Here is a 20064-nt window from a genome sequence, read left to right as displayed (position 1 = left end):
GGACGGCACCCATTCAAGCGGTTGTCGTGCGTCAGCGGCGGCGGTCGACGTCCACGAAGTCGATCCGCGCGCCGGCCTTGCCCGCGAGGGCGGAGACGACGGTGCGGAACGCGGACGCCGTACGGCCGCCCCGACCGATGACCTTGCCGAGGTCGTCGGGGTGGACCCTGACCTCCAGGATCGAGCCACGACGCAGCTGCTTGTCGCTCACGGACACGTCGTCGGGGTTGTCGACGACACCCCGGACGAGGTGCTCGAGCGCGTCGGCGAGCATGGCGATCAGGCCTTCGGCTCGGTCGCCTCGGTGGCCTCGGCCTCAGCGGCCGCGCCCTCCGGGGTCTCGTCGGCGGGAGCGGCCTCGGCGGCGGGCGCCTCCTCGGCCTTCTTCTCCGTCTTCTTCTCGGCCTTCTTCTTGGTGACGGCGTCGCCCTTGGGCTCGTTCGCCGACTCCTTCAGCGCCTCGTTGAAGATCTCCTGCTTGTCCCGCTTGGGCTCGGCCACCTTGAGGGTGCCCTCGGTGCCGGAGATGCCCTTGAAGGACTGCCAGTCGCCGGTGATCTTGAGGATCTTGGCCACGGCCTCGGTCGGCTGCGCGCCGACACCGAGCCAGTACGCCGCCCGGTCGGACACGACGCTGATGTAGCTCGGGTCCTCCTTGGGGTGGTACTTGCCGATCTCCTCGATGACCTTGCCGTCGCGCTTCTTGCGCGAGTCGACGACGACGATGCGGTACTGCGGCACCCGGACCTTGCCCAGGCGCTTCAAACGGATCTTGACGGCCACGGTTGTGGTGTCTCCTTGAGGTTCGTGGTGGGTGAAGTCGCGGAGCCGGGTGGGGAACACACGGTGCCGGTCCTTCGATGGGCCTTGTCGCGTCGCGGTGAGAGGGACCGGGCGCACAGGACTCAGCGGGTGATTCTGCCAGAGATGCGCGGGACAGATGAAATCGGGCAGGCTGAGGCGATGACCCAGCACCTCACGCCGTACGGCGCTGCCGCGGCCGCGCCGCGGACGCGTCCGAGCGCCTGGTGGTTCGCGGTCGGCGGCGCGCTCGTGCTCGCGGCCGTCGGCGCCGGGACCGCCCTGTTCGTGTGGACGCTCAGCGGCTTCCTCGAGACCGACGCCAGCATCCGCGCCGACGGGCAGCCGCACCGCATCTCGGTGCCGACCGATCGGGACCGGATGCTGTGGTTCGACGACACCGTCACCTACCCCGACTGCCGGGTGGTCGACGCCCGCACCGAGGAGGAGATCCCCCTCCGGTCGGTGTCCGGCGACTTCCGCCGCGAGGTCGGCTCCGCGGACTGGCTCGGCGTCCACCTGGTCGATCCGGGCAGTGGCGACCTCGAGGTCACCTGCCAGGGAGCACACGAGGGCGCCGTGGTCGAGATCGGCCCGGCCCCTGCCGTGGACAGCTTCGTCTTCGGTCTCCTCGCCACCGTCTTCGTCCCCCTGCTCCTCGGCGGCACCGGCCTGGTGGTCCTCATCGTCACCGGCGTCCTCTTCACCATCGGCCGCCCCCGCACCCCCACCCCCGCTGACCCGTCACCAACTGACCGCATTTCGCGCTGAGTCAGGCGACGACGCGGCCGCGGAGGACGACGCAGCGGGGGTCGAAGAGCGCGGTGAGGTCGGCGAGCGGGTCGCGGTCGTAGACCACGAAGTCGGCGGAGGCGCCCTCCTCGAGGCCGTCGAAGCCGAGCCACTCGCGCCCGCGCCAGGATGCGGCGCCCAGGGCGTAGTCGGCCGGGAGACCGAGCTCGGCCATCGCCACGACCTCCCCCGCCAGGTTGCCGTGCCGGCTGACCCCGCCGCCGTCGGAGCCGGCGTACAGTGCGACACCGGCCTCGTAGGCGGCCATGATCGTGTCGCGGCGACGGGTGTACAGGTCGGTCATCGTCGCGGCGTAGGCGGGGAACTTCTCGGCGCCGGCCTCGGCGTAGCTCGGGAACTTGTCGAGCTGCATCACCGTCGGCACCAGCGCGACGCCGCGCCCTGCCATCGCCTCGACCAGGTCGGTGGTCAGGCCGGTGCCGTGCTCGATGCAGTCGATGCCTGCCTCGATGAGACCGGGCAGCACGCCCTCGCCGAAGCAGTGCGCCGTCACCTTGGCGCCGTGCTCGTGGGCGGCGGCGATCGCGGCGGCGAACGCCTCGGCGGGGAACGACGGCGCGAGGTCGCCCTCCTCCCGCGAGATCCAGTCACCGACCAGCTTGACCCACCCGTCGCCGCGCTGCGCCTCCTGCACGACGTACGCCGTCAGGTCCTCCGGCTCGACCTCGTGGGCGTAGTTGCGGATGTAGCGCTTGGTGCGTCCGATGTGCCGGCCCGCACGGATCAGCCGCGGCAGGTCCTCGCGCTCGTGGATCCAGGCGGTGTCGGCCGCGGAGCCGCAGTCGCGGATGAGCAGCGCACCCGCGTCCCGATCGGCGACCGCCTGCTCCTCGGTGGTGGCCTCGTCGACCGCGCCATGGTCGTCGAGGCCCAGGTGGCAGTGGGCGTCGACCAGGCCCGGGACGATCCAGCCCTCGGCGACGAGGTGCGCGCCGGACGTCGCCTCGTAGGTGACGCGGCCGTCCACGACGTACACGTCGCGGGCCTCCCCGTCGGGCAGCACCGGACCTCGGAACCTGATGACCGTCATGCCCCGGACGCTACCGCCGCGCGCGCAGCCCCCAGCCGTACGGGTAGCGCGGGTGGTACGAACTCCAATTGAACGAGGCAATGCGTAAAGATCCGGCAACAACGACTTTTTAGTGCGCCTCCCGGATGAATCTTCCTTAGGCTCGGATCCATGGCTGCACCCAGCTCCGGGTCCCTCGAACGGCTCCGCGTCGCCAACCGCCGCGCGGTCACCTCGCTGCTGTCCGGCGGCCCGATGAGCCGGGCCGACCTGGCTCGCGGCACCGGCCTGTCCCGCACGACAGTGTCCAGTCTGATCGCCGAGCTCATCGCCGGGGGTCTGGTCAGCGAGACCACCGACCGCGGCCGTCCGCACAAGGGCGGCAGCGGCCGGCCGCCCGTCCTGGTCACCCTGAGCGCACCCTCGGGCGGCGTCGTCGGGGTCGACGTCGGCCACCGGCACGTCCGGGTGGCGGTCGCCGATCGCACCGGCCAGGTCCTCGCGGAGGACTGCGCCGCCGTGGACGTCGACACCCACGGCGCCGACACCCTGGACCGTACGGCGGTCATGGTGCGCGCGGCGCTGCATGCCGCTGGTGTGGAGCGCGACGAGGTGCACGCCGCCGCGATGTGCGTGCCGGCCCCGCTGGACCGCCGCTCGGCCCGGGTCAGCACCGGCATCATGCCCGGCTGGCGCGACCTCTCCCCCGGCGAGGAGCTGCAGCGTCGCATCGGGATACCGGTCTTCGTCGACAACGACGCCAACCTCGGGGCGCTGGCCGAGGTCGAGCGGGGGGCGGCCCGCGGCGCCAGCGACGTCCTGTACGTCAAGGTGGCCAGCGGCGTCGGCGCCGGGATCGTGCTCGGCGGCCGGCTGCATCGGGGGGCGTCCGGCATCGCGGGCGAGCTCGGGCACGTCCAGGTCGGGGAGGACGGGCCCGTGTGCCGCTGCGGCAACCGCGGCTGCCTGGAGACCATGGTGTCTGCCCCCCGGCTGCTGGACGTGCTGCAGCCGGCGTACGACGAGCCGCTCGACGTGCAGCGCGTCCTGGAGCTCGACGCGGACGGCGACGCCGGGGTGCGCCGGGTGCTCAGCGACGCGGGCCGCACGATCGGGCGGGCGCTCGCCGACCTGTGCAACGCGCTCAACCCCGAGCTGGTGCTCCTGGGGGGCTCGCTCGGCACGTCGTCGGCGCTGGCCGTCGGCATCCGCGCCTCGGTCGACCGCTACGCCCAGCCCGACACCGCCGCCGCCGTTCGGGTCGCCCCCGGCCGCCTCGGCGACCGCGCCGAGATCATCGGCGCCGTCTCGCTCGCGATCGCGCGGGTCGCCTCGGGCTGAGCGGGGGGGCTCAGAGGTGGTCGAGCAGCCAGCTCGGACTGAGGACCATGGCCCCGTGGTGCTCGACGCGGCCCATGAGGATCCGGTCGGCAGTGACGACGCTGACCCGGTCGCCGCGCTCGGCGGCCTTCTTGGCCTCGGCCACGATCGTGTCGTCACCGTTGCCCTTCGCGTGCACCGTCGTGACGTGGGCGTCGCGCCCGGCGCGGACGCCGCCCTTGGCCGCGCCCTCCAGCACCAGCACCACCCGGTCCTGCGGTACGTCGGCCACCATCAATTGGGCGTGCAGCCGGGCCGCCGCACCCGCGCGGTCCTTCCACCAGCCGTCGGGCCGGGCGCCCACCACGTTGGCACCGTCGATGACGAGGGTGGTGGTCACTTCCGCACCGCGGCCCGTAGGGAGCTCACGCATCCGGCATGAAACTTCGTCGGGGAGGCGTGAGTTTCACCGGGTGCCCGGTGAAACTCGCGGCACCGGGCACTGCGGCGCCCATCTCCCCAGTCAGCGCCGGCGATCACGAGTCTCCTAGTCACGGCAGCACCACGGGCCGTACGGAACTCACGCATCCGGCATGAAACTTCGTCGGGGAGGCGTGAGTTTCACCGGGTGCCCGGTGAAACTCGAGGCGCCCGGTCACTTCAGGAACTTGGAGAAGTCCTTGGGCAGGTTCAGGTTGGCGGCGGCGGCTTCGTAGTCGACCGGCTCCGCGTCGGGGTTGCCGAACGGGTTGGCGGCCGCGGCGGCGGCGCGCTCCTTGGCAGCGGCGGCCTCCTGGGCCGCCTTGGCGGGGTTGCCGGAGCGCTTGGCGCCCTTGCCCTTCTTGGGCTGCGCCTTCTGCTTGCCGCGCTTGCCGGCGCCCGGTAGACCCGGCATCCCGGGCATCCCCGGCATCCCACCGCCCTTGGCCATCTGCATCATCATCTTGCGCGCCTCGAAGAAGCGGTCGACGAGCTGGTTGACGTCGGAGACCATGCGGCCGGAGCCCTTGGCGATCCGGGCGCGGCGCGATCCGTCGATGATCTTCGGGTTGGCCCGCTCGGCCGGCGTCATCGACTGGATGATGGCCTGGATCCGGTCGATCTCGCGCTCGTCGAAGTTCTCGAGCTGCTCGCGGAACTGCCCCATCCCGGGCAGCATCCCCATGATCTTCGACATCGAGCCCAGCTTGCGGACCTGCTGCATCTGCTCGAGGAAGTCGTCGAGGGTGAACTCGCCGCCCTGCCCGCTCAGCTTGGCGGCGGCCTTCATGGCCTGCTCGGAGTCGAAGCTCTTCTCGGCCTGCTCGATCAAGGTGAGCATGTCGCCCATGTCGAGGATGCGCGAGGCCATGCGGTCGGGGTGGAAGAGGTCGAAGTCGGTCAGCTTCTCGCCGTTGGAGGCGAACATGACCGGGCGCCCGGTGAGCGACGCGATCGACAGGGCGGCACCACCGCGGGCGTCGCCGTCGAGCTTGGTGAGGACGACGCCGTCAAAGCCGACGCCGTCGAGGAACGCCTGCGCAGTGACGACCGCGTCCTGGCCGATCATCGCGTCGACGACGAACAGCACCTCGTCGGGCTGTACGGCGTCGCGGATGTCCGAGGCCTGCTGCATCAGCTCGGCGTCGACGCCGAGCCGGCCGGCGGTGTCGACGATGACGACGTCGTACAGCTTGCGCTTGGCCTCCTCGATCGACGCCCGGGCGACACCGACCGGGTCCCCCCCGTGCTCGACTCCTTGCGCGTTGCCCGGCTCGGGGGCGAAGACGGGGACGCCGGCGCGCTCGCCGTTGACCTGCAACTGCTTGACGGCGTTGGGGCGCTGGAGGTCGCACGCGACGAGGACCGGGGACTTGCCCTGGTCCTTGAGCCACAGCGCCAGCTTGGCCGCGAGCGTCGTCTTACCCGCGCCCTGGAGGCCGGCCAGCATGATCACGGTGGGCCCGGACTTGGCGTAGCGCAGGCGGCGGGTCTCGCCGCCGAGGATCTCGACAAGCTCCTCGTTGACGATCTTGATGATCTGCTGGGCGGGGTTCAGCGCACCGCTGACCTCCTCGCCGCGCGCACGCTCCTTGACCGCGCCCACGAACTCCTTGACCACCGGCAGCGCGACGTCGGCCTCCAGCAGCGCGATGCGGATCTCGCGCGCGGTGGCGTCGATGTCGGCTTCGGAGAGCCGGCCCTTGCCGCGCAGGTTCTTGAAGGTGTCGGCAAGCCGGTCGGAAAGGGTGGCAAACACAGGTGTGGCGTCCTCGGGCAGGCGAAGTCGGGAGTCTCGTGGAGGTGTCCAGCCTAACCGGGACCCGTGAGTGCCTCGCGTACGGCGTACGCCGCGGCCGCCGCGCGGGTCTCCGAGAGTGCTCCGGCCGACGGCTCCACCACGTAGAACACGTCGACGGCCTGCGGTCCCAGCGTGTCCACGTGCGCCGAGCGGACCTCGACGTCGAGGCGCGCCAGCGTGGCGCAGACCAGGTAGACCACGCCCGGCCGGTCGGCGGTGCGCACCTCGAGGACCGTCGCGTGGTCGCTGGCCTCCGGACGCACCACGACCGTCGGGGCGAGCGCACCGCCGCCCCCGGGCCGCAGCCGCGCCGACGGGTCGAGTCGCCCGTCGACGATCGCGTCGTACTTCTGCCGCAGGATGGCCTGGTCGAGGTCCTCGTCCGCGACCTCCCAGACCGAGATGCCGTGCTCCCCCTGCGCCCACACGCGCGCCGCGCGCACGGCCGTGCGCTGCAGCGCGAACATCGCGGCGAAGTCGGCGAGCAGCCCGACCCGGTCGATGGCGATGGTGGTGACGCGGGAGCCACCGGGCACGGGCTCCACGGAGATGTAGACCGAGTCGGGGCGCAGGTCGGCGGGGACGGGCACCTCGTCGCTGTGGATCGGCGGCAGGGCGGCGCCGGTGTCGAGGGCGGCGTGCGCGCGGCGGGCCAGGTCGAGGATCAGCCCGGCTCGCCAGGACGACCAGGCCTTGGGCGAGGTGGCCTTGGCGTCGGCCTCGGTGAGGGCGCCGAGGAGTGCGACCGCCTCGACCGAGCCCAGGCGCGAGGTCACCAGCTCGACGGTCGCGGGGTCGTCGGGGTCGCGGGTGGTGGCGCTCTGGGCGAGCAGCAGGTGCCAGCGCACGAGCAGCGAGATCAGCTCCACGCAGTCCGGCGCGAACCCCATGCGGATGGCGATCCCACGGGCGATGGGCTCGCCCGCGACGCTGTGCTCGGTCAGCCCGCCCTTGCCGATGTCGTGCAGCAGCGCGGCCACCATCAGGACGTCGGGGCGGGCGACGGAGCGGATCAGGGACGAGGCCTCGATGCAGGTCTCGATGACGTGCCGGTCGACGGTGAAGCGGTGGATGACCGAGGCATGCGGCAGCGAACGCACTCGCTCCCACTCCGGCAGGAAGCCGCTCAGCGCCTGGGTCTCCTCCAGCGTCTCCCAGACCGCGAGCAGACTGCGGCCGGACGCCAGCAGCCGCACCAGCAGCTGCCGAGCCTCGTCCGGCCAGGGATCGGGCAGCGGCGGGCACTCCCGCACCAGCCGCGCGGCGGTGGCCGGCGCGAGCACGACGTCGCGCTCGGCGGCGGCGGTCGCCGCACGCAGCAGCAGCACCGGGTCCTCGGCGGGGCGGGCCTTGCGGTCGAGCACGATCTCCCCCGCCGACAGGGCGACCCCGGCGGCGACCGGCTCGAGCGAGGGGCGTCGGGCCCCCTTCACCGACACCGGACGCGCCAGGACCGCGTCCACGCGCCGCCACGCCAGCCGCGACAGGTGCGCGATCCGGCGCCCGAGGTCGCGCACGTGCACCTGCGCGGCCAGGTCGTCGGCCAGGTCCAGCGCCTCGGCGAGGTCCGGCCACACCTCAGGGGCGATCCGATCGGTGGCCCGCCCGGTGGTGGCGTGCAGCAGGTCGCGGACGTCCAGCAGCGACCTCCGGCTGCGCTCGAGGTCCACGTGGGGCACGTCGACCAGCCACGTGGCGACCAGTCCGCGGAGCACGGTCGCGTCGCGCAGGCCGCCCTCGGCCTCCTTGACGTCAGGTACCGACAGATGGGCCAGCTCCCCCAGCAGGTCGTGGCGGGCCCGCACCAGGTCATGCAGGGCCGGCAGCCGCTCCCGGGCCCCGCGGCGCCACTCCGCGAGCATCGTCGTGCGCAGGCGCAGGGTCAGGTGGGGGTCGCCGGCGAGGTGGCGCACATCCAGCAGCCCGGACGCCACGCGCAGGTCCGCCGCGGCCGCGGTCAGCATCTCGGGCATCGTGCGCACCGAGTGGTCGAGCCGGCTCCCGCTGTCCCACAGCGGGTACCAGACCTTCTCGGGCAGGTCCCCGAGGTCGACGCCCTCGTCGGAGACCAGCACCACGTCCAGGTCCGAGTACGGCGCGAGCTCGCCGCGGCCGTACCCGCCGACCGCGACCAGGGCCGCCCCCGAGGCGGGGCCACCGGCGCCCTCGTAGGCGGTGACGCACAGGGCGTCGGCCTCGGCGGTCCGGGCGGCGCGCTCCGAGGCGGTCATGCGAGAGCGGCCACTAGATGGCCGCGTCGTCCCGGTCGCCGGTGCGCACGCGGACCACGGACTCGAGCGGGGAGGTCCAGATCTTGCCGTCCCCGATGCGGCCGGTGCCGGCGCTGGTCTGGATCGTCGAGACGATCATCGCGGCGTCCTCGTCGCCGACGACGATCTCGAGGCGGATCTTCGGCACCAGCGCGACGTCGTACTCCGCACCCCGGTAGACCTCCGTGTGGCCCTTCTGGCGCCCGTAGCCGCTGACCTCGGAGACGGTCATGCCGGTGACGCCGACGGCCTCGAGGGCCATCCGGACGTCCTCCCACTTGTGCGGCTTGATGATCGCGGTGACGAGCTTCATGCGTGCGCTCCTTGCTGGGGGGTGGGCGACAGCCGAGACGGTGCCGATGATGCCCCCACGACGTGCCGACGACCCGACCGTCTCAGGACGGCCGGGTCGTCGGGGCTCTCGAGGGGCGGGGAGGCTAGAGGGCCGCCTCGTCCTTGTCGCCGGTGCGGACCCGGATGACGGTCTCGACCGGGCTGACCCAGACCTTCCCGTCACCGATCCGGCCGGTCGCCGCGGTCTTGACGATGATGCCGACGATGTCGTCCGCGTCATCGCCGTCGACCACGATCTCGATCCGGATCTTGGGCACCAGCGCGATGTCGTACTCGGCACCGCGGTAGACCTCCGTGTGGCCCTTCTGGCGCCCGTAGCCACTGACCTCGGAGACCGTCATGCCGGTGACGCCGAAGGTCTCGAGGGCCTCGCGGACGTCCTCCCACTTGTGCGGCTTGATGACCGCGGTCACGAGCTTCATGCGCGTGCTCCTTCCGAGGCGGGGACGGTCTGGGTGCCGAGGACGCCGGTCTTGCCGCCGCCCCCGCCCATCCCGGTGTGCAGGTCGTAGGCCGTCTCACCGTGGGCGGCGAGGTCGATGCCCTCGACCTCGTCCTCCTCGGAGATGCGCAGGCCCAGCGTGTACTTGATGGCGAGGGCGATGACGGCCGTGATGATGCCGGAGAAGACGATTGCCACCAGCACGCCCAGGACCTGGTCGCCCAGGGAGCCGAGGCCGCCGCCGTAGAAGAGGCCGTCGACCCCACCGGCACCGTCGGCGGTCGAGAAGAGACCGATCAGGACGGTGCCGACGATGCCGCCGACCAGGTGGACGCCGACCACGTCGAGCGAGTCGTCGTAGCCCAGCTTGTACTTGAGGCTGACCGCCCAGGCGCACACCGCGCCAGAGATGAGGCCGATCGCGACCGCGCCCTCGATGTCGACCGCACCCGCCGCCGGGGTGATGGCGACCAGACCCGCGACGATGCCGGAGGCGGCGCCGAGCGAGGTGGCCTTGCCGTGCAGCAGGCGCTCGATGAGGAGCCAGCCGAGGATCGCGGCCATCGTGGCCAGGGTGGTGTTGGCGAAGGTGCGGCCGGTCTCGGAGAAGAACTGCGCCATGTCGGCCTCGGGGCTCTCGCCGCCGAAGACGATCGAGCCGACGTTGAAGCCGTACCAGCCGAACCACAGCAGGCCGGCGCCGAGCATCGTCAGCGTCAGGTTGTGCGGGCGCATCTGGTCCTTGGGCCAGCCGATGCGCTTGCCGAGCAGGAGCACGAGCACGAGGGCCGCGACGCCGGCGTTGATGTGGACCGCCGTTCCGCCCGCGTAGTCCTGGGCCCCGATCCGGCCGCAGATGAGCGAGTCGTCGGTGCAGCTGAAGACCATGTGGGCCATCGGGAAGTAGCACAGCAGCGCCCACAGCGGGACGAAGAGCACCCAGGCCGAGAACTTCATCCGGTCCGCGACCGCGCCGCTGATCAGCGCAACCGTGATGATCGCGAAGGTCATCTGGAACATCACGCCGATGTAGGCGTCGGTCGGGACGTCCTTCAGCCAGAACATGTCGAAGGGGTTGGCGAAGAACGTGCCGTCGCCAGCCCAGCCCATCGACCAGCCGACGGCGACGTACAGGATGCCGACGATCGCCGCGGCGACGTAGGACATCATCATCATGTTCAGCACGGACTTCGACCGCGACATGCCGCCGTAGAAGAGCGCCAGTGCCGGCACCGTCATCATCAGGACAAGGGCTGTCGCGATGAGCATGAAGGCGTAATAGCCGTCCACAGAACCTCCAGGAATCTAACCGGGGAGACGCGGCCCGCCGGCGACCGCACTGTCGCCGCGAGATCCCCACCTCATTGGTCAGAACTTTCGGGCTCCGAGGTTTCACGATCCGCCGTCCGATGTTGCGGGCAGGCAACGAGTCCCCACCCTGTGTTACGTCTGCGTTACGCGATCCCCGAGCCGCGACCGCGGGCGCCGACCGACGTCGGGGCTGATGCCGTCGCGTACGATCTCCGATCGCGCACACCCGCATCCGGCACCAGGAGGAGTCTTGTCTCGGTTGGCCGTGATGGCTCACTTCGACCCCCGCGGCCAGGTGGCCCCGCACGTGCGCCGCCACGTGGCGGCGCTGGCCTCGGCGGTCGACGAGCTGGTGGTCGTGTCCACGGCCGAGCTGGACGACGAGGGCGCGGCCTTCCTCGAGAGCCACGCCCGGCTGATCCGCCGGCCCAACTACGGCTACGACTTCTTCAGCTACAAGACCGGGCTGGAGGCGAGCCGGCTCACCGGGCACGACGAAGTGGTCATCTGCAACGACACCTACGTCGGGCCGTTGGTCGACTACCGCGAGATCTTCGAGGCGATGGCGGCCCGGCCCGCCGACTTCTGGGGGCTCACGGCCTCCCAGCGCGTCCACCCGCACGTGCAGAGCTTCTTCGTCGCCTTCCGGCCCTGGGTCGTCGACTCGCAGGCGTTCGCGCGCTTCTGGCGGGCCATGTCACCGGTCTCGGACCGGGGCAAGGTGATCGCCGCCTACGAGGTCGGGCTGAGCCGCTCCCTGGCCGACGCCGGGTTCCGCTGGTCGTCGTACTTCTCCGAGACCGACGCGGACCGCACGCTCGCGCAGCGCCGGGTGGCGTGGTGGACGGTGCACCGGCTGCCGCCGCCGCGATCGCGCCGTCAGCTTGCCTGGCTGCGGGAGCGGGCGAAGGACGCCTGGAACCCCGCCATCGCCCTCGCCGATGTGGCGCTCGAGAACGGGCGCCTGCCGTACGTCAAGATCGACACCCTGCGCTACGACCCTTACGGCCTGGGCGCCGACCGGTTGCTGAGGCTGTGCGAGCAGCGCTACCCCGAGGCCTTCACCGGGGTGCGCGAGTACCTGGAGGCCACGTCCGCGATCTCGACCGTGCGCCCTGACACCGTGCTGCGCCCGACCCCCCTGGCGCTGCGCCCGCTCCGACGACTGGTGGAGTACCGACGTGCCTCCTGAGACGCCCGACCTCCTCCGCCGTGCCCGGCGCGTCGCCGGCGCGGCCGCCCGACGCACCGGCCTGCGCCCCGGGGAACCGACCCCGCCCCGCAGCCGGGTCACCGCCAAGGGCCGTCAGGTCCTCATCGACACGCCGCTCTTCGACCAGCACTGGGTGGAGCAGCAGCTGGGGCGCAAGCTGGGCTCCAGGGCGGCGGCGGTGGACGCCTACCTGGACGATCCGGCGCTCTCGCCGCACCCGCTGTTCTTCATCGAAGCCGTCGACCCGCGCTTCGGGAGGCCGCAGGCACTGCGAAACCCCCTGCTGTGGTTCCTCAACAGCAACCGCGTGCGCAGCAAGGCCTCGCCCCATCCGCTCGTGGACGTGGAGGCCATCGCTCGCGTCGATCCGGCGGCCGCCGAGCACCGCCTCGGCCCCCTCGTGGGCTGGCTCGAGAAGGCGACGCCCGACTCGGTCCTCCCGGGCAGCCCGGACGCCCCGGCCGTGACCCTGGGAGAGGTGGCGGCGGCCAGCGCGCGGGCCCTGCGGCAGTGGCAGCGCGAGATGGGGCTGCGCAACGCGCCCCGTGTGAGCGCGGCGCGACCCGGCGACCTGCTCGAGCCCGGCACGATGCCGGCCGCACCCGACGACGGCACGCCGTTGGTGAGCATCGTGATGCCGCTGTGGAACCGCGCCACCGTGGTCCGCGACGCGGTGGAGTCCGTCCAGCGCCAGACGTTCGGTGACTGGGAGCTGCTCATCGTGGACGACGGCTCCACCGACGACTCCCTCGCCGTCGTGCGTGGCATGGCCGCCTTCGACGACCGCATCGTCGTCCTGCCCGCGGGCCATCACGGGGTCTCGGCGGCGCGCAACACCGCGCTCGCCCACGCCCAGGGCCGCTACGTCGCCTTCCTCGACACCGACAACCAATGGCGCCCGGGCTTCCTCCAGGTGATGCTCGCCGAGCTGGAGGCCCACCCCGCGTGGGAGATGGCGCACGCGGCACTGCAGGCGGCCAGGGACGGCGAGGTCTACTACCGCGCGTTCGAGGGCACGCACCGGCACCTGCTCGTGGCCAACCACATCGACCTGAATGTCCTGGTCGCCCGGCGCGAGCTCGTCGCCCGGGTAGGTGGCTTCGACGAGAGCCTGCGGCGGGGGGTCGACTACGACCTGCTGCTCAAGATGGCCGAGCTCACCTCACCTCACCTCGTGCCGTACGTCGGCGTCGACTACACCGACGACTCCGACGACGCGACCACCGCCGGCCCGCGCATCAGCAACCAGGAGTCGCCGGCCTGGCTCTCGGTCATCGCGTCGCGTCACCTCGTCGACTGGGACGCCGCACGCGCCGCCGAGCGGGTGCCGGGCCACACCAGCGTGGTGCTCCCCGCGGTGGGCTCCATCCGCCCCCTGGTCCTGTGGCTGCGGGCGGTGTCCGCGGCGGCCCGCGAGGGGCTTCCGGTGGACGCGGTCGTCGTCGGCGAACGACTCCCCCGCTCGCACCACGTGCTTCTCGGAGTGCTCACCGAGGTCCTCGGCCACGCCCGGCTGGTGACACTCCAGATGGACCGGGGCGCGGCGGTCCGGGCCAACGTCGGCTTCGCGGCCACGCACGGCGAGCGGGTGGTGCTCGTGATGGACCCCATCGATCCCGACCTGCCCGCCGCCCTGCGGCTCGCCGGGGCGCTCGAGGAGGGCGTCGCGTTCGCTCAGCCGCTGGTGCTGGACACGACCCGCACCGTGCAGACCGCCGGGGCGGCCTTCGACGACGACCTGGCCGTGCCCTACTCCTTCCTGGCCGGCCATCCGGCCGAGGACGCGCGCCGCGCCGGTCGGCGACCCGTCCCCGCCGCCGCGGGGCCGGTCGTCGCGCTGCGCGGCGAGCACCTCGCCGACCTGGACGGGCTCGATGCCCTGTGCGGCCCGTTGACCATCGTCGACCTCGCCCTGCGCGGGAGCGAGGCCGGCCACGGCGCCACGGTCCTGGTGCCCGACGTGGAGATCGTCGCCCGACCGACGCCGCCGGCCGACCCGGCGGTGACGGCAGCCGCGATGCGGACGCTCGCGGCGCGCCACCGGCCGCCGGACGGCTCGGCGGACGCCTGGCGTGCCGCGGGCCTCGACGTGGTCCGCCACCGCTACGACGTACTGCCGGGGCAGGCCACCGGGCCGGAGGACAACCCCGCCCTGTGCCCCAGCGCGGTGCTTCAGCCGCTGCGCGGGCCGCTGCAGGTCACGGAGGCGGCGCCCGTACTGCGGTGGGCGATCGACCTCGCCTCGCCCGCCGGCCCCAAGGGCCTCGCCTGGGGCGACACCCACTTCGGCGAGGCCCTGGCCGCCGCGCTGCGCCGGCGCGGGCAGCACGTCGCCGTCGACGCACGGGAGCAGCGGCACCGCCCGAGCCGCGACCTGGACGACGTCGTCCTCGTCCTGCGCGGCCTCGACCTCGTGGTGCCCCGTCCCGGCCGGGTCAACCTGGAGTGGGTCATCAGCCACCCCGACCTGGTGACACCCCAGGAGGTCGCGCGCTTCGACCGGGTGTACGCCGCCAGCGTCGCATGGTCCGAGCAGGTCAGCGCCGCCTGGGGCGTCGAGGTCCGGCCACTCCTGCAGGCGACCGACCCGACGCTCTTCCACCCGGCCCGCGCCGCCTTCGACACCGGGCCCGAGGTGCTCTTCGTGGGCAACTCCCGCGGCGTGTACCGCACGTCCCTGCGCCACGCCAACGCGGCCGGGCTCGCCGTCACCGTCCACGGCGCCGGCTGGCACGACATCCTGCCCGAGGGCGCGGTGAGCTCCCTGCTCGTCGACAACGCCGAGCTCGGTGAGCTCTACGCGGCCGCGGGCGTCGTCCTCAACGACCACTGGGAGGACATGCGCGCCGCCGGCTTCGTCTCCAACCGGCTCATGGACGCGGCGGCCGCGGGCGCCCGCGTCGCCAGCGACGACGTCCCAGGGGTGGACCTGCGCGAGCTGTTCCACGGCCTCGTGCAGCCGTGGCAGGACCAGCACGAGCTCGTCGGCATCGTCGCGCAGCGCGACACCCTGTTCCCCGATGAGGCCGGCCGACGTGCCGCGGCGGAGCTGGTCGCGGCCGAGCACTCATTCGACGCGCGCGCGGCGCAGCTGCTCGACGACGCGGTGCAGCTGCTCCGGCAGCGGTCTGCGCGGGCCCACGAGGACTGACCCGGTGGCAGGTCAGCCGGTCGCTTCGATGCCGGCCGGCTCGCGCAGCGCCCGGATCTCCCGGAAGATCTTCCCGAACGGCGCGAGGGAGAGGACGTCCTGCTGCAGCACGAAGTCCTCGAAGGAGAGCTCCGCCGTCGTGCGGACGGAGCGCTCGACCACCGAGGAGCGCCGCTGCCGCCACACCACGGCCACGCCGTGGTTGTTGCTCACCGTGCGGTAGGTCAGCTGCTGGCAGAAGGTGTCGATGAACCACAGCAGGCGGTAGACGTCACCCATCCAGTCCTTGTTGTCTCCCTTGACCCACTGCCGCACGCGGACGGACTGCAGGTGGTCGGGCAGGGAGGCGTGGTAGCTGCTCGGACGGACGTCGTCGATGACGATGATGCCGCCCTCCGACAGGTGGTCCAGCGCGTTGAGGAGGTCTCGCAGCGTCTGCTCGAAGGTGTGGAGCCCGTCGAGGAAGATGACGTCGAACCTCTCACCCTCCCCGATGACGGACCCGAAGTACTCGTCACTGGTCACCTGGTGGTAGGTCGTCGTGTCGCGGCGCTTCTCCTGCTCGGTCTGCCAGTCGAAGTCGAAGACCGGATCCACGGCCACCTTGCGGCGCGCCTTGACCGCGTGGAAGGTGACTCCCCGGCTCACCCCGACCTCGAGGTAGCTCGGCTCGTCGAAAAGGCTCAGCAGACGCTGGACGACCTTGGAGCGGGGGACGTACTGCTTCGCAGGTGAGCGCTTCTCGGCGGAGGGCTCGGCGTTGCCGAGGGGCGTCGCGGTCATCGGACTTCCTTCGTCGGTGGAGACATGAGATCGAGCTCGAGCTCGTCGAGTATGTCAGCGGCACGCCGTGCGGCAGGGACGAACGCGTGGTGGTGACCGCGCGCGGCGTCGATGACCCGCTGGTTGCGAAGGCCCTCGTGCGGGGCTCGCTCGTCACCGACCTCCACCACATAGGCCGGGTGCGACGCGAACGCGGAGAGATGGAGGGCGGAGCCCGAGTTGCCCCCGATCACCCGGCCCCCCGCCGCCAGACCGATCTGCTGGTCGACGCTCAGCTCCTCGGGGAAGAACACGGCGAACCCGGCACGCTCGAAGTCCTGGTCCAGCTCGCGGTCGCGTTGCGGCGACGAGCGCACGGGTCGGCCCCGGCTCACCGCGTCGGCGTTGTGGCGGGTGCGGGAGAAGTACACCCGGTCCGGGGACCGATCGGACGTGACGCCGGAGGCGACCATGCGCCACACGTCCACCGCCTCCGGGCGGGCCCAGCCGTTGACGACGTAGGGGCGCTCCGCGACGACCAACCGGTCCACCGCGTGCCGGGTGCCGACGACGCGCACGTCGAGACCCTGCCGTCCCGCGAGCTCGACCAGACGCTGCTGCCACGCGCTCACCTCACCGCGGGGTGCCAGCCAGGAGTGGAAGACCAGACCGTCGGCCGACGTCGCGGGCCACAGGCTCGTGAGCGTCTCGGTGATGAAGTGCCCGAACATCGGCATCCAGTGGCCGCCGTAGAGCCAGGTTCCGCGCAGCCGGCGACCCGGCGCCTGCTGCCCGAGATCCTTGAGCAGCGCGGGGTCGCTGGCGGCGTAGCGCTCGCCGCCGCCGCCGCAGACGCGCTGGGACTCCGACACGAGCGAGCCGTCCCTCGTGTGGACCGCCCCCCGGATCCAGCGGTCCGGACGACCGAGGGCCGCCAGGTTGCCATGGGTGGTCCGGGTCAGCACCGCGTCGGTCACCAGGCGCTCCACCAGCGGCTCCTGGGGGCGCTGGACGGGAGACTCAGGACGGGCCCAGGGCACGGGGACACGGTACGACAGGCGCGTGCGCCAGGCGGTGACCGTCGCTCAGTCGCGCGCCAGTGTCCGGCCGACTCGGCGCCGCACGGCCAGGGCGCCCGCCCGCGCGCTCTCCTTGATCCCCAGGGGCCGATCGCGCTCCTCCCTGAGCCGCTCGACCACCGAGCGCAGGCGACGAGTCTCCTGGCGCTGCCGGTCGAGCTCCCCGTGCAGACGGGTCATCTCGCCCAGCACCGCCGTCAGCGACCGGGTGAGCGACGTCGACGTCGGGGTCCGTGGTGGCGGCACCTCCGCTCCCGCGAGCGGGCGGGCGATCCAGACGAGCTCGTCGGGATTGACGTGCAGCCAGGTGCTCATCTCCGGGCCGAGCAGCGAGCGTGGGCTGACTCGCTGGATCGCGAGCCCCGACTCGACCAGGCGGTCCTCGAAGTCGTCGCCGTAGTAGCGGACGTGGTCGACCTGGCCGAAGCGCCGCAACCGCTCCTCCTCCGGAGCATCGGGATCCTCGTCCGTGCGCGTCCCCGCCCGGAACGGCACCTGCAGCAGGGCGATCCCCGACGTCGACAGGACCCGGGCGATCTCGCGCATGGCGGCCCGGTCGTCCGGGATGTGCTCGAGGACGTGGTAGCAGACCAGCAGATCGACCGAGTCGTCCGCCAGCGGCAGGTCGGTCAGGCTGCCGAGCACGTCGACCAGCCGGTTGTCCGCGCCGAGGTCCAGCCGGAGGTGCCGCCGCGGCTGCAGGCCTCCGAGGATCGGCGAGGTCTCTGGAGACGGCGCCACCTCCAGGAGGGTGTCGAGGTCTTCGAGGGTGGGCCCGAGCACGCTGAGCAGGATGGCGAAGAAGCGGTGCCGTTCGAGGCTGCGGCAGCGCGGGCACGACGCGTTGGGCCGCCCCCCGGGCCCGGGCCTGAACTCGCGCCGCACGACCTGGTGACAGACGCTGCAGTACCGCCGCGGATACTCGAGAAGCCCGGTCACCTCACACCACCTGTTCTGTCGTTGCTGGTCGTCCGCGAGGCACCCTAGCTCCCGCACCCCGACGAGCGGACAGCCGTGCCGTCCACGCATCCGACCTCCCTACACTGCTCGCCATGCCCCGCCCTCTCTTCCTGGCCGGACTCGGACGCTCAGGCACCACCGCGCTCACCGAGCTCTTCGACAGCCATCCCAAGGTGGCGATCGGGATGGAGCGTTACAAGGTCCTCGTGGGCCTCGAGATGAACGGCACCCTGACGCCCGAGCACTTCACGCGTGAGCGGTTCTTCGACTTCTCCGACGGGCTGACGAACATCCGCCCCGACGTCCACCCCCGCTGGCACGATTTCTACGAGTCGCTGGACCGCAAGTGGGACCACGCCGAGTACGTCGGCGACAAGCTGACCCACCTCCGGCTCCGTCCGATCCTGGAGTCGCTTCCCGACGCCCGGTTCCTCTGCATCATCCGGGACGTGCGCGACGTGGCGGACTCATGGGACCGGCGAGCCCGCAACGAGGACGACACGGCCTGGGCGGCCACCAACGGCGCTCGCGCCGCTCTCCTGCCCTGGAACAAGGCGCTCCGGCGCGTCGGCCGCATGAGGAGGACCCACCCACAGCGGGTGGCGGTCATCGAGTACGAACGACTCTTCGGCGACCCCGACGGTGCGGCGGCAGCGGCCGCGCTGCAGTGGCTCGGCCTCGAGAAGGACCCGCTCTTCGACGCGGCGTTCGCCCAGGCCCACCGCCGATACAGCCAGTCGATCGCCGGGCGAGAGCGCACCCTCTCGGACGAGGACACGGCCTACCTCGAGCAGGGGGCGGACCTCGAGCTGTGGGGCCGGCTGCGGCGGCGCAGCCTCTGAGCGGGACCCAGGGCCTGGCTAGCCCAGGAGCGCGTCGACGAACGCCTCAGCGTTGAACGGCGCCAGGTCGTCAGGGCCCTCCCCGAGCCCGACGAGCTTGACCGGCACGCCGAGCTCGCGCTGGACGGCCACGACGATCCCGCCCTTGGCCGAGCCGTCGAGCTTGGTGAGGACGATGCCGGTCACGTCGACGACCTCGCTGAACACGCGCGCCTGGATCATGCCGTTCTGGCCGGTGGTGGCGTCGAGCACCAGCAGCACCTCGGTCACCGGCGCCTGCTTCTCGATGACGCGCTTGACCTTGCCCAGCTCGTCCATGAGGCCCTGCTTGTTCTGGAGCCGGCCCGCGGTGTCGATGATGACGGTGTCCACCTCGGTGGCGGCCCCCTGCTTGACCGCCTCGAAGGCCACGCTCGCCGGGTCGGAGCCCTCGCTCCCCCGGACGACCTCGACGCCGACGCGCTCGCCCCACGTCGCGAGCTGCTCGACGGCGGCGGCACGGAACGTGTCGGCCGCACCCAAGGTGACCCGGAGGTCCTCGGACACCAGGATCCGGGCGATCTTGCCCACCGTGGTGGTCTTGCCGGCGCCGTTGACCCCCACCACCAGCACCACGCCGGGCTGCCCGTCCGGGCCGGAGACGTTCAGCCGGCGGTCCATGTCCGGGTCGACCAGCGCGAGCAGCTCCTCGCGCAGTACCGCGCGCGGGTCGGCCCCGCCCTCGGCCCGCAGCCGGGCCCGGAGGTTGTCTACCAGCTGCTGCGTCGGGGCGACGCCGATATCGGCGGTGAGCAGGGTGTCCTCGATCGACTCCCACGTGTCCTCGTCGAGCCGGTCCCGGCTGAGGAGGGCGAGCAGGCCGCGGCCGAGCCCGCCCTGCGACCCGGCGAGGCGCTGCCGGAGCCGGGCCAGCCGGGAGGCGGCCCCCTCGGGCCGCTCGAGCGTGGGGACCTCGGGCTCGATCGTCGCCGGTGGCGCCGAGAGCTCGACCGGCGCCTCGTCCTCGGCGACCGGGGTACCGAGGACGTCGGTGTGGGTGTTGGGCAGCGGCCGGGGGCGGCGCCGCCTGGTCGTCACCAGCCCCACGACCGCACCCACCAGGGCGAGGCCGACGACGGCGACGAGCAGGATCACGAGAGCCAGGGCATCCATGGGCTCAATCCAACCAGAGGGGCCTGCCAGGGTCGGCGACCGGCAGCAGTCCGAGGACGCCGGTCAGCGCGGGGCCCGCTGGTCCAGCGGAGACCCCGCAGCGCGCGGCTGCTCGTCCTCCTCGGCGTCCAGCGTCGGCAGGGCGTCGACCGCCTTGGCCATGCCCTTGCCGAGCCAGGGCGCCGTGGGCACGTCCGCGCCTCGGTGCGGGAACGCGACGTAGGTCAGGACCAGGCCGCACATGACGAGGATCGCGGCCATGACGAGGATGATGATGAGCACGGCGGGAGCCTTCCGAGACGTC

Annotated in this window: 19 protein-coding genes; 5 read left to right on the top strand and 14 right to left on the bottom strand. The window is 72.3% G+C overall.

All coding sequences use genetic code 11. The features are described from left to right. Positions 1-31: 31 nt before the first annotated feature. Complete coding sequence (locus tag LRP67_RS18145; RefSeq protein ID WP_134738606.1) at positions 32-274, bottom strand: RNA-binding protein; 243 nt, start codon at positions 272-274, stop codon at positions 32-34. A gap of 5 nt (positions 275-279) precedes the next feature. After that, the gene (rpsP, locus tag LRP67_RS18140) at positions 280-783 is read right to left on the bottom strand and encodes a 30S ribosomal protein S16 (RefSeq protein WP_231242291.1); all 504 of its coding nucleotides are present in this window, start codon (positions 781-783) and stop codon (positions 280-282) included. 180 nt (positions 784-963) lie between these two features. Here rpsP and LRP67_RS18135 point away from each other — a divergent pair, with 180 nt between their 5' ends. Next, a complete protein-coding gene (locus LRP67_RS18135) occupies positions 964-1572 on the top strand; it encodes a hypothetical protein (RefSeq protein ID WP_231271561.1) in 609 nt (202 codons plus the stop codon). A gap of 1 nt (position 1573) precedes the next feature. Here the strand turns inward: LRP67_RS18135 and LRP67_RS18130 are convergent, their stop codons facing one another. Further along, on the bottom strand, positions 1574-2644 hold the full coding sequence (locus tag LRP67_RS18130; protein WP_231271560.1) for an amidohydrolase family protein: 1071 nt from the start codon (positions 2642-2644) through the stop codon (positions 1574-1576). 150 nt (positions 2645-2794) lie between these two features. Between LRP67_RS18130 and LRP67_RS18125 the strand changes: the two genes are divergently transcribed. Then, positions 2795-3964: an ROK family transcriptional regulator gene (locus LRP67_RS18125; protein WP_231271559.1), complete on the top strand. Its 1170-nt coding sequence runs from the start codon at positions 2795-2797 to the stop codon at positions 3962-3964. Positions 3965-3974: 10 nt separating this feature from the next. On the opposite strand, the gene LRP67_RS18120 is transcribed toward LRP67_RS18125, so the two are convergent. The 6 genes from LRP67_RS18120 to LRP67_RS18095 form a co-directional block, all read right to left on the bottom strand. Further along, positions 3975-4343 (bottom strand): NYN domain-containing protein, encoded by a 369-nt coding sequence (locus tag LRP67_RS18120; protein ID WP_231271558.1) that lies wholly within the window; start codon positions 4341-4343, stop codon positions 3975-3977. 255 nt (positions 4344-4598) lie between these two features. After that, entirely contained in the window at positions 4599-6182 is a 1584-nt protein-coding gene (ffh, locus tag LRP67_RS18115) for a signal recognition particle protein (protein ID WP_231271557.1), read from the bottom strand. Between the two features lie 53 nt (positions 6183-6235). Further along, positions 6236-8455, bottom strand: a complete 2220-nt coding sequence (locus LRP67_RS18110) for a [protein-PII] uridylyltransferase (protein WP_231271556.1) — start codon at positions 8453-8455, stop codon at positions 6236-6238. A 13-nt stretch (positions 8456-8468) separates the two neighbouring features. Beyond that, positions 8469-8807: a P-II family nitrogen regulator gene (locus LRP67_RS18105; RefSeq protein WP_231271555.1), complete on the bottom strand. Its 339-nt coding sequence runs from the start codon at positions 8805-8807 to the stop codon at positions 8469-8471. A 124-nt stretch (positions 8808-8931) separates the two neighbouring features. Continuing rightward, the gene (locus LRP67_RS18100; RefSeq protein WP_231271554.1) at positions 8932-9270 is read right to left on the bottom strand and encodes a P-II family nitrogen regulator; all 339 of its coding nucleotides are present in this window, start codon (positions 9268-9270) and stop codon (positions 8932-8934) included. Further along, positions 9267-10559, bottom strand: a complete 1293-nt coding sequence (locus LRP67_RS18095; RefSeq protein WP_231271553.1) for an ammonium transporter — start codon at positions 10557-10559, stop codon at positions 9267-9269. Before LRP67_RS18095 ends, LRP67_RS18100 begins: the two co-directional genes overlap by 4 nt. A gap of 310 nt (positions 10560-10869) precedes the next feature. Here LRP67_RS18095 and LRP67_RS18090 point away from each other — a divergent pair, with 310 nt between their 5' ends. Beyond that, positions 10870-11793 carry a rhamnan synthesis F family protein gene (locus LRP67_RS18090; RefSeq protein WP_231271552.1) on the top strand — a complete coding sequence of 308 codons (924 nt, stop codon included), beginning with the start codon at positions 10870-10872 and terminating at the stop codon, positions 11791-11793. Further along, entirely contained in the window at positions 11783-14965 is a 3183-nt protein-coding gene (locus LRP67_RS18085; RefSeq protein WP_231271551.1) for a glycosyltransferase family 2 protein, read from the top strand. Before LRP67_RS18090 ends, LRP67_RS18085 begins: the two co-directional genes overlap by 11 nt. 12 nt (positions 14966-14977) lie before the next feature. Here LRP67_RS18085 and LRP67_RS18080 read toward each other — a convergent pair whose 3' ends face one another. From LRP67_RS18080 to LRP67_RS18070, 3 genes are read right to left on the bottom strand one after another with little or no spacing between them, the layout of a single operon-like run. Then, positions 14978-15748 (bottom strand): class I SAM-dependent methyltransferase, encoded by a 771-nt coding sequence (locus LRP67_RS18080; protein ID WP_231271550.1) that lies wholly within the window; start codon positions 15746-15748, stop codon positions 14978-14980. Further along, positions 15745-16767, bottom strand: coding sequence for a DUF563 domain-containing protein (locus tag LRP67_RS18075; protein WP_231271549.1), 1023 nt, complete (start codon positions 16765-16767; stop codon positions 15745-15747). Before LRP67_RS18075 ends, LRP67_RS18080 begins: the two co-directional genes overlap by 4 nt. Before the next feature lie 45 nt (positions 16768-16812). Further along, complete coding sequence (locus LRP67_RS18070; protein WP_231271548.1) at positions 16813-17589, bottom strand: class I SAM-dependent methyltransferase; 777 nt, start codon at positions 17587-17589, stop codon at positions 16813-16815. Between the two features lie 269 nt (positions 17590-17858). On the opposite strand from LRP67_RS18070, the gene LRP67_RS18065 reads away from it, so the two are divergent. Next, complete coding sequence (locus tag LRP67_RS18065) at positions 17859-18608, top strand: sulfotransferase (protein ID WP_231271547.1); 750 nt, start codon at positions 17859-17861, stop codon at positions 18606-18608. Positions 18609-18626: 18 nt separating this feature from the next. Here the strand turns inward: LRP67_RS18065 and ftsY are convergent, their stop codons facing one another. Next, on the bottom strand, positions 18627-19760 hold the full coding sequence (gene ftsY, locus LRP67_RS18060) for a signal recognition particle-docking protein FtsY (RefSeq protein WP_231271546.1): 1134 nt from the start codon (positions 19758-19760) through the stop codon (positions 18627-18629). Positions 19761-19823: 63 nt separating this feature from the next. After that, positions 19824-20042 carry a hypothetical protein gene (locus tag LRP67_RS18055; RefSeq protein WP_231271545.1) on the bottom strand — a complete coding sequence of 73 codons (219 nt, stop codon included), beginning with the start codon at positions 20040-20042 and terminating at the stop codon, positions 19824-19826. Between the last annotated feature and the right edge of the window lie 22 nt (positions 20043-20064).

The organism is Nocardioides sp. cx-169, from assembly GCF_021083605.1.
In the GTDB taxonomy this organism is placed as follows: Bacteria; Actinomycetota; Actinomycetes; order Propionibacteriales; family Nocardioidaceae; genus Nocardioides.
This window is presented reverse-complemented; position numbering and strand designations above follow the sequence as displayed.